At 59.8% G+C, this 15,877-nt stretch carries 10 protein-coding genes; 2 read left to right on the forward strand and 8 right to left on the reverse strand.

Translation table 11 applies throughout. From position 1 onward, the window contains the following. Positions 1-92: 92 nt before the first annotated feature. Positions 93-1,112 carry a TRAP transporter substrate-binding protein gene (locus R1T44_RS08435; protein ID WP_284727468.1) on the reverse strand — a complete coding sequence of 340 codons (1,020 nt, stop codon included), beginning with the start codon at positions 1,110-1,112 and terminating at the stop codon, positions 93-95. 232 nt (positions 1,113-1,344) lie between these two features. On the opposite strand from R1T44_RS08435, the gene R1T44_RS08440 reads away from it, so the two are divergent. Beyond that, positions 1,345-3,090, forward strand: coding sequence for an IlvD/Edd family dehydratase (locus R1T44_RS08440; protein ID WP_284727469.1), 1,746 nt, complete (start codon positions 1,345-1,347; stop codon positions 3,088-3,090). Positions 3,091-3,100: 10 nt separating this feature from the next. Next, positions 3,101-4,900: an IlvD/Edd family dehydratase gene (locus R1T44_RS08445; protein ID WP_317292876.1), complete on the forward strand. Its 1,800-nt coding sequence runs from the start codon at positions 3,101-3,103 to the stop codon at positions 4,898-4,900. A gap of 77 nt (positions 4,901-4,977) precedes the next feature. Here the strand turns inward: R1T44_RS08445 and R1T44_RS08450 are convergent, their stop codons facing one another. The 7 genes from R1T44_RS08450 to R1T44_RS08480 form a co-directional block, all read right to left on the reverse strand. Then, a complete protein-coding gene (locus R1T44_RS08450; RefSeq protein WP_284727471.1) occupies positions 4,978-5,685 on the reverse strand; it encodes a FadR/GntR family transcriptional regulator in 708 nt (235 codons plus the stop codon). A gap of 1,101 nt (positions 5,686-6,786) precedes the next feature. Continuing rightward, on the reverse strand, positions 6,787-7,842 hold the full coding sequence (locus tag R1T44_RS08455; RefSeq protein ID WP_284727472.1) for a LacI family DNA-binding transcriptional regulator: 1,056 nt from the start codon (positions 7,840-7,842) through the stop codon (positions 6,787-6,789). Positions 7,843-7,987: 145 nt separating this feature from the next. Further along, complete coding sequence (locus tag R1T44_RS08460; protein ID WP_279836709.1) at positions 7,988-9,706, reverse strand: alpha-amylase family glycosyl hydrolase; 1,719 nt, start codon at positions 9,704-9,706, stop codon at positions 7,988-7,990. Between the two features lie 136 nt (positions 9,707-9,842). Beyond that, positions 9,843-11,114, reverse strand: a complete 1,272-nt coding sequence (locus R1T44_RS08465) for an ABC transporter substrate-binding protein (protein WP_024950908.1) — start codon at positions 11,112-11,114, stop codon at positions 9,843-9,845. Positions 11,115-11,239: 125 nt separating this feature from the next. Next, positions 11,240-12,907 (reverse strand): alpha-amylase family glycosyl hydrolase, encoded by a 1,668-nt coding sequence (locus tag R1T44_RS08470; RefSeq protein WP_394805768.1) that lies wholly within the window; start codon positions 12,905-12,907, stop codon positions 11,240-11,242. Between the two features lie 38 nt (positions 12,908-12,945). After that, positions 12,946-14,595: an alpha-amylase family glycosyl hydrolase gene (locus R1T44_RS08475; RefSeq protein ID WP_024950906.1), complete on the reverse strand. Its 1,650-nt coding sequence runs from the start codon at positions 14,593-14,595 to the stop codon at positions 12,946-12,948. A 151-nt stretch (positions 14,596-14,746) separates the two neighbouring features. Continuing rightward, entirely contained in the window at positions 14,747-15,853 is a 1,107-nt protein-coding gene (locus R1T44_RS08480; RefSeq protein WP_175090554.1) for an ABC transporter ATP-binding protein, read from the reverse strand. Positions 15,854-15,877: the final 24 nt, after the last annotated feature.

The following is a 15,877-nucleotide window of genomic DNA, read 5'->3' on the forward strand; positions in this document are numbered from 1 at the left end:
TCAGAAATCTCACGGTACTGTCCCTCGGTACCAGCGATTGGGACTGAGGGCAGATACTCGAATAGAGGATGAATAGTGATGGTTGACTAGATTTACAGTTGGCCGCGGGCAACCAAGAAGCTATTAGCGGCGTCGAATATCTTCTGGGTCATCTCATTTTTGCCGGCCCATACCTTCCATTCCTGTTCGGCTGCCTGACGGAAGGTCTTGCGTTCTGAATCAGGGAGGTCAACCGGATGGACTTCTGGGTCCTTTTGAAGACGTGCTAGCGCCTCGATGTCTTGGGCCTTGAGTCGTGCGATCAGATCGTAGGCCATGGCGTCAAACGCGGTTTCAAGGGTGGTCTGAAGGTCATTAGGCAGGCCATCCCAGATATCTTTGTTTATCGACACAGCGATCATCGGCATGGAGTGAAAGCCTGGATAGAGCGGATAGGGAGCGAACTCGTGGATACCCATGGCGTCGTTGTTGGATAGGACAGTGGAGTCGGCGGCATCTATTACACCTTTCTCCAGACCTGTGTAGACCTCTGAGCCCGGTAGATTGACAGGGGTGGCGCCAATACGCTCGAAGATGTTGTAGACCATGCCTTGAGGAGCACGGATCTTAAGGCCTTTAAAAGCTTTTATGGAGTCAACCTTGACCGTGGAGGGGATCGACTCCAAGGGGAAGGTCGCAGCACTGATCAGGTGAGTGCCATAGGGCGAGGCCAACTCGTTATAAAGTGCCGCGCCGTCCTGCTTCATGAATTCTAGAAAGTCATAGGGTGTGTTCCAGGCGCCGACCAAGTTGCCGATCATGCCGAAAGCTGGGTCTTGCCCTGAAAAATAGCTGGGGTCAGTCATGTGGCCCTGAAGGATGCCGGAGGAGACCGCCTGCAATGTTTCTGTAGGGCCGACCACAGCGTTTATCGGTAGCATTTCGATGCTTACACGGCCTTTTGTCATGGTCTCTATCCGATCAGCCCACTCTTGCTTTATCTGGAAACTGGGCTCGCCGGCGGTCTCTGAGGCTTGAAACTTCCACTCGTATTCCGCCGCTTGGGCGGGAGTCAGGCCGAGCATCATCATTGTGCCGGTGATCAGCAAGCTTGGCATTTTAAGGTGGGACATCGAGGCTCTCCATCGAAGCTGTTGTTGTTTTGTGGCGTTTTAATTGGGGTGCTGTTATGGCAACCAAATGTTGTACATACGGGCCAATTGTTCAACATATACTTTTGTATGTATCGACTACAGGGCGCCATGCAGCTACCGTCATCCCATGGTCGTGTCGCCCGAGGGGCACGCTCACGATGAGACGCTCAACATGGGAACAGGTCGCGATAAGCAATGAGGAGAGGCTTTCATGCCAGATAACAAGCGCCGGCTGCGCAGCGCCGAGTGGTTCGGTACCGCTGACAAGAACGGCTTTATGTACCGCAGCTGGATGAAAAATCAGGGCATTCCCGATCACGAGTTTCAGGGCAAGCCAATCATCGGAATTTGTAATACTTGGTCGGAGCTGACGCCTTGCAACGCTCATTTCCGTAAAATCGCTGAGCATGTCAAGAAAGGCGTACTCGAGGCCGGGGGCTATCCGGTGGAATTTCCAGTATTTTCCAATGGCGAGTCTAATCTTCGCCCCACAGCGATGTTCACTCGTAACTTGGCGAGCATGGACGTCGAGGAGGCTATCCGCGGCAATCCGATGGATGCAGTTGTATTGCTGGTGGGCTGCGACAAGACCACACCAGCGTTGCTGATGGGCGCTGCCAGCTGTGACCTGCCGACGATTGTGGTGACGGGGGGGCCGATGCTCAACGGCAAACACGAGGGCCAGGATATCGGTTCCGGTACTGTGGTATGGAAGCTCTCGGAAGAGGTCAAGGCAGGCAAGATATCGATACACGACTTCATGGCCGCCGAGGCCGGAATGTCTCGCTCAGCAGGTACCTGTAACACCATGGGCACTGCCTCCACCATGGCCTGTATGGCGGAATCACTCGGCACCTCGTTACCGCATAACGCGGCGATTCCAGCAGTTGACTCCCGTCGCTATGTATTGGCGCACCTTTCCGGAAACCGCATTGTAGAAATGGTCGATGAGGATCTAAAGCTTTCAAAAGTGCTGACCAAGGATGCTTTCGAGAACGCTATTCGTACCAATGCGGCTATAGGCGGCTCCACCAATGCTGTAATTCACTTGAAGGCTATCGCTGGGCGCATAGGCGTCGAGCTGGGAATGGACGACTGGTCACGAGTTGGCCGAGGTACGCCGACCATTGTCGATCTACAGCCTTCCGGCCGCTACCTGATGGAGGAGTTTTACTATGCTGGTGGCCTTCCTGCGGTGCTCAAGCGTCTCGGCGAAGCCGATCTTCTACCCCATAAGGACGCGTTGACCGTCAATGGCAAGACCCTGTGGGAGAACGTCTGCGACGCCCCGCTGTACAACGATGAGGTGATTCGTCCTCTCGACAATCCGTTGCGGGAGGATGGTGGCATGTGCGTGCTCCGCGGGAACTTGGCACCTGGCGGCGCGGTACTCAAGCCTTCGGCGGCAACCCCCGAGCTGATGCAGCATCGTGGTCGCGCGGTAGTGTTTGAGAATTTCGACGACTACAAGGCGCGTATCAACGACACGGACCTAGATGTAGATGCCGATAGTATATTGGTGATGAAAAACTGTGGGCCACGTGGCTATCACGGCATGGCTGAGGTCGGCAACATGGGCTTACCCTCCAAGCTGCTGGAGCAGGGCATAACCGATATGGTGCGCATCTCCGATGCCCGGATGAGTGGAACTGCCTACGGTACCGTAGTACTGCATGTGGCCCCGGAAGCGGCTGCAGGGGGGCCGTTGGCTGCAGTGCGCAACGGCGACTGGATTGAGCTCGATTGCAACAGCGGCCGGTTGCATTTGGAAGTCGACGCACTTGAACTTGAGGCGCGTCTGGCCGAGGGCGACCCTACCGCAGTTTCGAAAGAGATCGCCCGCAGTGGTGGCTATCGACAGCTCTACATTGAGCACGTGTTGCAGGCTGATGAAGGTTGCGATTTCGATTTTCTGGTTGGCTCGCGGGGTGCCGATGTGCCGCGCCACTCGCACTGAGGAAATTTCTATGACTAAACAACTTATGACCAAGGATCGGCTGCGCTCGCGCTATTGGTTCGACAACCCGGATAATCCAGGCACCACTGCCCTGTGCTTAGAGCGTTACATGAACCAGGGCGTCACTCTAGAGGAGTTGACCAGTGGCCGGCCGATCATTGGCATCTGCCAATCGGGCTCTGATCTGGCGCCCTGTAACCGGCACCACATTGAGTTGGTGAAACGAGTCAAGGATGGTGTCCGCGCTGCTGGTGGGGTCCCCTTCGAGTTCCCATTGCATCCGATTCATGAAAATGTGCGCCGGCCTACCGCGGCGTTGGATCGTAACTTGGCCTATCTAGGGCTAGTCGAGGTGTTGCACGGTTATCCGCTGGACGGTGTAGTACTGACCACCGGCTGCGATAAGACCACTCCGGCCAGCCTGATGGCCGCGGCAACTGTTAATATCCCTGCCATAGTGCTGTCGGGCGGGCCGATGCTCAACGGTTGGCGAGGCCGTGAACGAGTCGGCTCTGGAACTGTGGTGTGGGAGATGCGCAAGCGACTGGCCGCTGGGGATATCGACTACCCGGAGTTCCTTTCGCGGATAGCCGATTCGGCGCCCTCAGTGGGCCACTGCAATACCATGGGCACCGCCTCGACGATGAACTCGCTGGCCGAGTCACTAGGCATGAGCCTGCCCGGTTCAGCGATGATCCCCGGGCCCTATAAGGAGCGAGGGGCGGTTGCCTACGAGACTGGTGAACGCATCGTCGACATGGTCTGGGAAGATTTGCGGCCGAGCGACATTCTGACCCGTGATGCGTTCGAAAATGCCGTCGTTACCTGCTCGGCGCTAGGGGGATCATCCAACGCGCCGATCCACATCAACGCCATCGCTCGCCACGCTGGAGTCGAACTCGACAATGACGACTGGCAGCGTTTGGGCCATGAAGTACCGCTGCTAGCTAACGTTATGCCTGCTGGAGCCTATCTCAGCGAGGAGTTTTATCGTGCCGGCGGTGTCCCGGCGGTGATGAATGAACTGCTATCGGCGGGACGACTTCACGGCGAGGTGATAACTGTCAATGGCTTATCCCTAGCAGACAATATTGCCGGTTGTGAGACTGCTGATGAAGATGTGATTCGACGCTATGGAAATCCGCTGGTAGAACACGCGGGGTTCCTCAACCTGAAAGGCAATCTTTTCGACTCGGCGTTGATGAAAACCAGCGTAATTGCCGCTGACTTCCGCCAGCGCTTCCTCAGCGACCCGGATGACCCAAACGCATTCGAAGGTAAGGTGGTCGTGTTTGACGGTTCTGAGGACTATCACGCACGCATTGATGACCCGTCGCTTGGTATTGACGGGCGTACCATCCTAGTGATGCGGGGCGCCGGCCCTGTCGGGCATCCTGGTGGTGCCGAGGTGGTTAATATGCAGCCACCTGAGGCGCTCATTCGCGCTGGCATTGACTCGTTGCCATGCTTGGGGGATGGGCGTCAGTCGGGCACATCCGGCTCGCCGTCCATCCTCAATGGTTCGCCAGAGGCTGCTACCGGTGGGGCACTTGCGCTGCTCAAGAGCGGTGACTGGGTACGGGTCGATCTTGGTCGTAGCGAGGTAATGTTGAAAGTCGATGACGCCGAGCTGGCAGTGCGCCGCGAGTGTCTGGAGGCCGAGGGTGGCTATCGTTACCCCGACCATCAGACACCTTGGCAGGAGATTCAGCGTGGGATGGTCAGGCCACTGGACCAGGGCATGACCTTAGCACCTGCAACCAAGTATCGCGATGTTGCCCGGACCAGTCCCCCGCGGGACAATCACTGAGTAAACACTAACGGCAAAAGCACGCGGCCGGCACAAAGGCGCCGGCCGCGTACTTATGTTGAGGACAAGTCCAGGGCTCAGACTAGGTCGAGCTGACGACCTAGGGCGCTGTCCCCAGGCTCAATGCCCAGTGCTTCGGCGGTTCCAGCAAGCACAGCTTGAGCAGCGAGGAAAGCTTCGCGGGGCTGGCGGGCACGAATGCTCTCCATTAGCTGACGGTGTCGTTCTAGACTTGCTTCGGGATCGCTGGCGCTGGTGTTGGATTCTGCCACCAACATGTAGATCGAGGGTCTGAGGATGTGCGAGAGCTGTGCCCAAACGATGTTGTGGGTTGCTTTGAAGATGGCAACATGGAAGGCGACGTCGAAGTCACTATGCAGCCTGCCACCCTGGCCGTGCAGGTTTTGTCCCATGCCCTCGAAAGCCTCCTCCATAGCGACCAGGTCTCGGGCTGTGGCGCGCTTGGCTGCGGTTAGTGCCACATAGGGCTCGACGTCGAGACGAAACGATAGAATTTCGCGCTGGATGCCCGGGTTGGGGGCAGCGTACCGGGTCATCCAATCGGTGACTTGGGTATCGAGGATATTCCATTCGGCGTATTCGCGTACCTTAGAGCCATGGCCTGAGATGCGTTCGATGACGCCTGCATCCACCAGCTGTCGCAGGTCGCTGCGCACAGCTGAGCGGTTGATTACAAACTGCTCGCAGAGGTCTACCTCCTTGGGCACGAAGTCACCAGGGTGATAACGGCCAGAGAAAATGGCCTCAGCCAAGAAGTCGGCCACGCTAGGGCGAGTAGCTGTTTTGCGCTTTTTATCTATCACAGGTCCCTCGGCTAGTAAAAACTAAACATATGATGTTTTATGTTACACATTTCGTCAATGCGATTTTTGGGCTACCAGGTCGTAGCCCGTTATTAGGCCGCAGAATGGCCAAAGGCGATGTGGTCTTCGGGCTTGGTAGCGCCGGAGCCAACAGTGTCTTTGGTCATGCCCCTCTTAAGCCGCCCTCGGGGCATGGTGGTGGGCGCATATTACTGCTGAGAAAGAAGCACCTAAGAGGTGGGGTCTCTGCTTGCTCCCTTGCGCAACGCCTACAAGGTATCGTGAACTCTCCTAGCCGGCACTTTGCTCTCTGTCAACGGTGTAAGATGTGGCCGCCTTGAGGTCTTAGAAAATTTGCTGGTGGATATGAACGGCTAGAGCACGCTGTCGGGGAGCCGTTTTGGGCATCGAACTCTTTGAAGTATGTGCCTGGACAAGGATAACACCCGGTTCCGGAACGTTGTCTCTCCGCCGTTGTGAGCCTCGACGATGATAACCAGGTCGTTCCCGGCCTTGATGGGCACTAGTCGTGGCATTTTGGTTCTCTTCAGTGAGCTTCTGCTTCAATGCGCGCATGGAGCCAAGCGATCTACGTCTAAACGATTTCAAATATTCATTGGCCTATTGGATTTTGTCGATGCTGTAACGGACGTAGAAAACCGTAGGTAGGTTGGCATTATGGAACTATCTGCTCTTGATAGTCCGCGCTTCAATTACACACAATCGATTTCACCCATCTACTTTAGGTGCGCATTTAACGATTATCTTATTCCAAGTGTGCTTAGGTTGAGCATTCTAATTATGTTGTGTTGGTTTATGTTTTTTAGTTTGTAAGGAGTTTCTATTTATTGGTATTGGGAATAGCTAAGGGATAGCATGGCCTAGTATCCAATAAACTACGGCGTGAACTAAATGAAATTCTCTTAAGTTGGTAAATATTGATTAAGTTACCTGATAAGAGTATTTGCTCTATTTTTAAATTTTTATGCTGTATATTGGTTTTAATTTTTGATATAAGAGTATATCTAGTGATAGATTTTTTCACTAGATATTATATTAAAATTACGGACAGGTCTCGCCTTGGATCAGCCGAGTCGTGAGCAGGCGAGGCGAGGCGGGTTCCAGTCCCAGAATCATTCGCGCGGCAAGGCGGCCTTTCTCGGTACTGTCCTGCTGGACCGTGGTCAGGCGTGGTGAGCGATATTGCCCTTCCTCGATACCATCAAAGCCGGTGATACGCAGGTCTTCGGGAATCCGGATGCCGCGTTGTTCGGCCAGGGTCACGGCGGTCAACGCGATACGGTCGGACATGCACAGCAGGAGGTCTGGCCGTTTGCTGGCCGGCAGGTCGAGTATCTCTGCCAGCACCGGCGCGCAGACCTCATAGGTGTTTTCCTCGATGTTCCACATCGCGACGTCTTCCAAAGCCACCTCTCGCTCAGTCAGGGCGCGATGAAAACCTGCCAGACGTGAGCGGGTGATTGTCTGACCCGTCGGAAGCAGCGCGTGGGCATCGGTGATGGGGCCATTGCAGGGCGTGTCGGTCAGGCGCAGGTTGACGATGCCGATACGACTGGCGGGTGTCTGCAAGGCATGTTGCGCAATGGCGTAGCAGGCGGGCTCATCATCCACATGGATGGCGGGGTGATCGCCCAGATCGAAGTCGACCGCCACGATAGGCTTGTGACCCGCGCTCTGCAGTTCGTCCACCAGCGCCATGCTGGCCATTAGCCCGTAGACGATGAAGCCATCGGCAATGCTGGAAGATCCGGGCGCCTGGGAGGCATTCTGGCGGCCTGAAAGCAGCAGTAGGGTATGGCCGTGAGCATCCAGCACTTCCGCGATGCCCGACAGCAGTTCGCTGGCGACGGCATCCTTGAGGCTGTAGGTCAGCGTCTCCGCGAGTACCACGGCGATGATCCGTGAACGCCCCGTGCGCAGACTGCGCGCCTTGGCATCCGGGCCACGGTAGCCAAGGCGTCTGGCCTCCTTGAGCACCCGCTCGCGCAATGCTGGCGAGAGCTGGTCGGGGCGGTTGAAGGCGTTGGAGACGCTGGCGGTGGAGACGCCGAGTTGAGCGGCTAGCTCCTTGAGAGTGATGCGGCGAGGTGATGACACAGGCGTCGGGTTCCTGAAGGTGAAAAGCTTGAACGATTAAGTGCAGAGATAGCATATCGCCACGTACCAGAAATGCCCAGAAAGTGAGGGAGTTGGTCGAACGAGCGGTCAACTGCGCACAAGGCGTCCAGCCGGGCAACGCCTGCTAGCGGTCCTGCTCTTGTGAGGTATCGGCTGGCACGACCAGCCAGGCTGCCATCCCCGGCGCCAGGCTCAATTGGCCTGCTTCAAGCGAGGGCGTTGCCATGCCGGGCAACGAGACGACCTCTATCGGGTCATGATGCTGGTCATGAGGCATTCGCGAGCCCAGCAGGGCAGGCAGGTCGAGCATGACGGGGGCGTTGTCGTGTTCCGGGTCGTGATCTGTCTCGTGTTCCAGATTGGCCAGGCACACCATCTGCTGGTGAGGGGTGTGGCGTATCACGCCAAAGACTCCCTTCGGCAGCACGGAAGGAGAGATGAGTGTCTGTTGCCCCGTCTTCAGCGTCGCATTCTCACGTCGCAGTTCCAGCAGCTTGCGAACGCGATTCAGCAGGCTCTCGGGCGCCTCTTGTTGCAGCGAGACCGCCTGTGACTGATGAGGGGCATGGACGGGAAGCCAGGGCGACAGAGAGTCGGCGCAGAAACCACCATTGCGTTGAGGCTCCCACACCATGGGCGTGCGACAGCCATCGCGTCCCTTGACCTCGGGCCATAGCGCGATTCCGAAGGGGTCCTGCAGCTCGGCGTAGCTCAGCTCCGCTTCCTCGAATCCAAGCTCTTCGCCCTGATAGAGGCAGAGGCTGCCCCGCAATGAGCAGAGTACCGTCAGAGCCAGCAAGGCGCGTGCGCTCCCCCAGCGGCTGGCACTGCGCGGAACATCATGATTGGACAATGCCCAGCACGGCCAGGCGTCTTCGCCATGCTCGGCAAAGCGTGCCAGAACGGCGTGCAAGTCCACGGCATCGCCCGTGCTGTTGAGCAGGTCGAAGGTGTAGGCCATATGCAGGCGGTGCTGGCCCGCGGTGTAGGCTGCCATGGCGGGAAGCGGGTCGCTGCCTCCAACCTCGCCGACGCTGGTGGCGCCGGGGTATTCCTCCAGCAGGGCACGAATCTCTTCCAGATAGTCGAGATTCTCTGGCTGATCCGCATTGTGTTTCAGCAGTTGATAGCTGCGGGGATGCCCACGGCTACGGTAGTCGTCCGAGGACGGCGGATTGTCCGTCAGCGCCTGGTCATGGAAATAGAAGTTGGCGGTGTCGAAGCGGAACCCGTCGACGCCCAGCTCCAGCCAGAAGCGCAGATTGTCGAGCTGTGCCTGACGCACCTCCGGATGATGAAAGTTCAGGTCCGGCTGGCTGGCGAGAAAGTTGTGCAGATAATACTGGCAGCGCCGTGAATCGAAGGTCCAGGCCGGGCCACCGAAGGCGGCTAACCAGTTGTTGGGCGCACCGCCGTCCGGGCGCGGGTCCGCCCAGACATACCAGTCAGCCTTGGCATTGTCCCAGGATTGGCGACTTTCCCGGAACCACGCATGCTGATCGGAGCTGTGTGACAGCACCTGATCAATGATGACGCCCAGCCCGAGCTCATGTGCGCGGGCGACGAGCCGCGAGAAGTCCTCCAGAGTGCCGAACAGGGGATCGATGTCACGGTAGTCCGAGACGTCATAGCCGAAGTCCTGCATGGGCGAGGTGAAGATGGGGGAGACCCAGATGGCGTCCACCCCCAGGGTCGCGAGGTAGTCCAGACGTTGGATGATGCCGGCAATATCGCCGACACCATCGCCATTGGCGTCCATGAAGCTGCGCGGATAGATCTGATAGAGCGTTGCGCCGCGCCACCAGTCGTGTGCGGCATGGCGATGGAGTTGGGTAGATGTCATTGCACGATCCTTGTTGTCGAGGCGGCAGGGGTCACGGGCATGCTAGAGCGCCGGAAAGGCCCCGCGTCTCTGCGCGAGACCTTCCGGGCGTCATCAGTCTGCAGGCGCAAGGCCTGGCGGGGTGAGGCCGTTGGCGTTACCAGCCGCGGCGTCCGATGCGGGTGAGTTCTCTCCCGAGCGCTTCCACCGCCTGAGCACCGGTCTCCTCGCCCGACAGCACCTGATGGGTGCGGTTGAAGAAGGCATTGGAGACGCGAGCGTAGGCATCGCCCGTCACCGAGGCCGGGCGCGCGACGCCGGTTCTGAGCGCTTCATAGAGCTCCCCCATCGAGGGGTTGCTCGCCAGCACCTCGTCATCCTGATAGAGGTGTTCGATGGTGGGGTTGCGCCCCATCTTCATGGCATGGGCCTTTTGCTGCGGGGCGGCGGTGATGTAGGCGACCAGCTCCGCTGCGGCCTGTGGGTGCTCCGAGTAGCGTGATACCGCAAGATTCCAACCGCCCAGGGTTGCGCGTGACTCGCCCTGCGGGCCATGCGGGAGGGGGGCCATGCCGACCTTGCCTGCCACCGGACTGCCCTCGGCCTGGCTGAGCTTCCAGACATAGGGCCAGTTGCGCAGGAACAGCGCATTGCCCGACTGGAACAACCCACGTGACTCCTCCTCGGTATGATTCAGCGCACCTTCCGGAGCGATGCTGCCGATCCAGGAGGCGGCAAGATCGAGTGCCTCGGCGGCGCGCGAGTTGTCGATGGTGACCTCACCGGCATCATCCACCAGGGTGCCGCCGCCCTGGCTTGCGACCCACTCCAGTGCGTTGCAGGTCAGCCCCTCGTAGGCGCGCCCCTGGAAGCTGTATCCCCAGAAATCGGCATTGCCGGCGTCACGTTCCGCCGCCTGGATCGTGCGCGCCGTCTCGGTGAGTTGCTGCCAGGTCTCCGGCACCTGCTGGTCGTATTTTTCCAGCAGGTCCTTGCGGTAATAGAGCACGCCTGCGTCGGTGTACCAGGGCATGGCCACCAGACGTCCCTCTACGGTGCCGTTGTCGACCAGCGCGGGGAAGAAGCCCTCGGTGGCGTCGTCGGGCAGATAGCGGGAAAGGTCGACCAGGTGATCGTCGAGCAGCCCTGGCCACGCCATGTCGACGATCAGCACGTCGATGTCACTGGAGCCGCTGCTCAGCAGCTGCTGATACAGCGAGAGCTTCTCGGTGGTGTCGTTGGGAGTGGAGATCACATTGACACGATTGCCGGATTGCTCAGCCCATTGCTGGGCGAGCTCCGGGCACATGTCGGAATCTCCGCCAGGGCCACAGGCAATCGTGACCTCGGTGGCCAGTGCGAGGGGTGCCGTCAATGAGGCCCCGCTCAACAACAGGGCACCGGCGCTACCCTTGAGGGTCGTGAGCATCCGTTGGCGTGGGGTGCTGATAACAGAAGGCATGGCGTGCGACTCCATCATTGTGATTGTTGTTGCGGCGTCCGGGATGACCGTCATCCACCGAGCATCCCGTGAAGCATCGAATCTGCCAGGCGTCAGTTGAGGGCGAGCCACATGGCGCTGCCTGGCATCAGCGACAGGGGGTGGTGAGAGGCGTGTGTCGCCGTGACACCGGCGATCTCGAGGGTGGTCCAGGTGGTGATATCTGGCGCCAGTTGACTCGGGTCGATCACGCTCGGCGTATCGCCTGTCCCGAGGTGTGCCAGACACAGCAAGCGTTGCGCTCCATGCTGGCGCACGCTGGCGAAGACGTTGTCCGGGAGCCGCTCGGGGGCAATCAGGGTCTGATCACCCTCGCGCAGCACCTGGCTGGTCCCGCGATAGCGCAGCAGGCGACGTGCTCGCGACAGGAAGCTGTCATCACGGTTTTCCTGCTGCGCCACCGACAATGGCAACTGGCGTGGGGAGACCGGTAACCAGGGCGTGGCCTCAACGCCGGACTTCGTCGCGCAGCGGCTGAACCCACCGTTCAGGCTGTCATCCCAGACCATCGGCGTGCGACAGCCATCGCGGCCCTTGATCTCGGGCCACAGGTTGATGCCGAAGGGGTCCTGCAGGTCCTCGAAGGCCAGCTCCGCTTCGGGAAGCCCCAGTTCTTCTCCCTGATAGAGGCACAGGCTGCCACGCAGCGAACACAACACCGTCAGGGCGAGCAGGGCGCGCGATTCTCCCCAGCTGGTCGCACTGCGTTCCACGTCATGATTGGACAGGGCCCAGCAAGGCCAGGTGTCTTCGCCTTGCTCGGCAAAGCGCGTCAGCACGTCGTAAAGCGCGCGGGCATCGCCATCACTGTTGAGCAGGTCAAAGGTGTAGGCCATGTGCAGGCGGCGTTGGCCGGCGGTATAGGCAGCCATGGTCGGGAGAGGGTCATTGCCGGCGATCTCGCCGACACTGGTGGTGCCCGGGTACTCATCGAGCAGGTCGCGGATGCGCTCCAGATACGCCAGATTCTCCGGTTGCTCGATATTGTGCTGCATCCGCTGATAGCTCTGCGGGTTGCCCGGGTTGACGCCTTCGCGCGCCATCGCCGGGTTGTCGGTCAAGGCGCGGTCATGGAAGTAGTAATTGACGACGTCGAAGCGGAAGCCGTCCACCCCCAGATCCAGCCAGAAGCGCAGGTTGTCCAGCTGCGCCTGGCGCACCTCGGGATGATGGAAATTCAGATCCGGCTGACTGGCCAGGAAGTTGTGCAGATAGTACTGGCGACGCTTGGCATCGAAGCTCCAGGCGCGACCACTGAAGGCTGCCATCCAGTTGTTGGGCGGGTTGCCATCCGGGAGCGGGTCGGCCCAGACATACCAGTCGGCCTTGGCGTTGTGGCGGTCCTGACGGCTTTGCTGGAACCAGACGTGTTGATCGGAGCTGTGAGACAGCACCTGGTCGATGATCACGCGCAACCCCAGCTGGTGGGCTTGCGAGACCAGGTGCTTGAAATCCTCCAGGTGGCCGAACATCGGGTCGACATCCCGATAGTCCGCGACGTCATAGCCGAAATCCTTCATCGGCGAGGTGAAGAAGGGGGACAGCCAGATGGCATCCACGCCGAGGCTGGCCACATGGGGCAGGCGCTCGATGATGCCGGCCAGGTCGCCGATGCCGTCGCCGTTGGCATCCATGAAACTGCGGGGGTAGATCTGATAGATCGTGGCACCACGCCACCAGTCGAGGCGTGCGTGAGGATCGAGTTGAGACAGGGTCATCATGACCTCCTTGTGAGTCGCGTGATCGGCAAGCGGGAGATTCAGTGCACCTCGCCAACACAGCGCGCGATGGCAACGCCGTGGGGCGGCAGCGTCAGGCGACCTGCCTGCCAGTGACCATTGATCATGCCGGGGGCATCCTCGAGGGCTTCCGCTCGCCAGGCGGTCTCCAGAGTCAGGGCCTGAGCAGAGAAGTTGAGCGCGATCAGCAACGACTCGCCGCCTGAGAGACGCGTGAAGCAGATGACTTCCTCATGCAGCGAGTGGAAGTGGATCTCTCCTCGGCTGAGGGCGGGGTGACGGCGGCGGAAGGCGAGCAGCTCCCGGCTGGCATTCAACAGCGATGCCGGGTCGTGTTCCTGATGGTCGACGGCCAAGGCATGATGGAAGTCGGGAACCGGCAACCAGGGAGACACGCGAGAGAAGCCCGCATGTGACTCACCGGCCTGCCACGGCATGGGCGTCCGGCAGCCGTCGCGTCCCTTGTAGCGTGGCCAGAAGGTGATGCCGGCGGGGTCCACCAACTGGTCATGGCGTAGCTGGGCTTCACTCAGCCCCAGTTCTTCGCCCTGATACAGACAGACGCTGCCGCGCTGGGTCAGCAGGAAGGCGAGATAGAGGCGCAGGCGCGCCGGCGAGGCTTCGGCGTCCCAGCGCGTTGCCAGACGTGTGACATCGTGATTTCCCAGCGCCCAGCACGGCCAGCCGTCCCCGATCTGCGCTTCCATCGTCTGTAGGGTCGCCAGGAGGTGGCCGGGTGAGGCGTTCTCGGTCAGCAGATCGAAGGAATAGGCCATGTGCAGCCGCTGGTCGCCCCGGGTGTACTCGGCCATGACGCGCAAGGAGTCATCGTCGCCGACCTCGCCAACGCTGGTGGTGCCGGGGTATTCATCGAGCAGACTCCGCAGCCGTTCGAGAACGGCGAGGTTCTCGGGTTGGGTCTTGTCGTGAAGATGTTGTTGATAGCCGTAGGGGTTGTCCGGGCGCACGCCAATGAAGCCCTCGGCGATCTCACGCCGCGGCGGGTTATCCTTTAGCTCACCATGTGTGCAGAAGTTGATGGCGTCCAGGCGGAAACCATCCACCCCCCGCTCCAGCCAGAATCGCACTTCTTCAAGAATGGCCGTCACGACTTCGGGGTGATGGAAGTTGAGGTCCGGCTGCTCGATCAGGAAGTTGTGCAGGTAGTACTGGCAGCGGCGAGTGTCCCATTGCCACGCGGAGCCCCCGAAGATCGATTGCCAGTTGGTGGGCGGTGCGCCATCGGGTCTGGGGTCTGCCCAGACATACCAGTCGGCGCGCGGGTTATCGCGGCTCTGGCGGCTTTCCTCGAACCACGGGTGGGCGTCGGAGGTGTGTGAGAGCACCTGATCGATGATGACTTTCAGGCCGCGCGCATGCGCTGCCTCGACCAGACGGTCGAAGTCCTCCAGGGTGCCGAACATCGGGTCGACATCGCGATAGTCGCTGATGTCATAGCCGAAGTCCTTCATGGGCGAGGTAAAGAAGGGGGATAGCCAGATCGCATCGACATTCAGCGAGGCGATGTAATCCAGGCGCTCGAGGATGCCCGGCAGATCACCGATGCCATCGCCATTGCTGTCCTGAAAGCTGCGCGGGTAGATCTGATAGATGACGGCGCCGCGCCACCAATCGTGGGCCGACACCTGGGTGTCTCGAATCGTGGACATGCGAGTCTCCTGGGCGGGAACCATGGCTCCCGCCCGTGGGGTCCTTGCGGAGAATGAAGCGGTTGGCCTGAGGCGCCGTGAGCAGGCGCTGGATACTCAGTCCTGGCTGCCAGGCCCTCGAGAAAAAGCCCTGCAGAACAGGCCCTGAACGTCAGGCTGCCTGGCGTTGCTGGGTCAGGCTCAGCGCGCGATCCTGGCTGTCGAAGAGATGCACGTGCTCCAGGTCCGGCACCAGCGCGACGCGTTGGCCGATCTTCCACTGACTGGGGGCTTCACTGCGGTGGATCAGCAGGCTGTCGCCGACTTTCGGATCCAGATAGACATAGACTTCGTTGCCCAGGTACTCGACGTTGACGATCTCGAAGGCGTTGTCGCCACGGGCCTCTTCCAGGCAGAGGTGTTCGGGACGAACCCCCAGCATCAGACGGCTACCAACGCGCTCGCTACCGGCATCGCGAGGCAGGCCCAGCTCGCCGATCCCGGCCGTCGTGATGCGACAGTTATTGGCATCGCTGCTCAATAGCTCCGCCGGCAGGAAGTTCATGGTCGGGGAGCCGATGAAGCCGGCCACGAAGCGGGTCGCCGGTGCCTGATAAAGTGTCTGGGGACTGCCGACCTGTTCGATACGGCCATCACGCAGTACCACGATCTTGTCGGCCAGGGTCATGGCTTCGACCTGGTCGTGGGTGACGTAGACCATGGTGGAGCCCAGGCGGTGGTGCAGGCGGGCGATCTCATTGCGCATCTGCACCCGCAGTGAGGCATCCAGGTTGGAGAGCGGCTCATCGAACAACAGGATCTTCGGCTCACGCGCCATGGCGCGCCCCATGGCGACGCGCTGTCGCTGGCCGCCGGAAAGCGCCTTGGGCTTGCGGTGCAGCAACTCCTCGAGCTGAAGGATGCGCGCCGTCTCCATCACGCGTTGTTCGACGCTTTCCTTGTCGGTCTTGGCAAGCTTGAGGCCGAAGGCCATGTTCTCGTACACCGTCATGTGCGGGTAGAGGGCATAGGACTGGAAGACCATGCCCACGCCGCGCTCACGCGGGGGGAGGTCATTGACCAGATCGTTGGCGATATGCATCTCACCCTCGGTGATCGATTCCAGCCCGGCGATCAGGCGCAGTAAGGTCGACTTGCCACAGCCTGACGGCCCGACGAAGACCACGAATTCTCCGCTGCCGATCTTCAGGTCCAGGTCCTTGATGATGTGCGTGCTGCCGAAGGTCTTGTTGATCTTGGAGAGGGTTACGCTTGTCATCTTGCGACTCCCAGCCGGTGCTCG

Source organism: Cobetia amphilecti (assembly GCF_032923285.1).
Taxonomy (GTDB): domain Bacteria; phylum Pseudomonadota; class Gammaproteobacteria; order Pseudomonadales; family Halomonadaceae; genus Cobetia; species Cobetia amphilecti.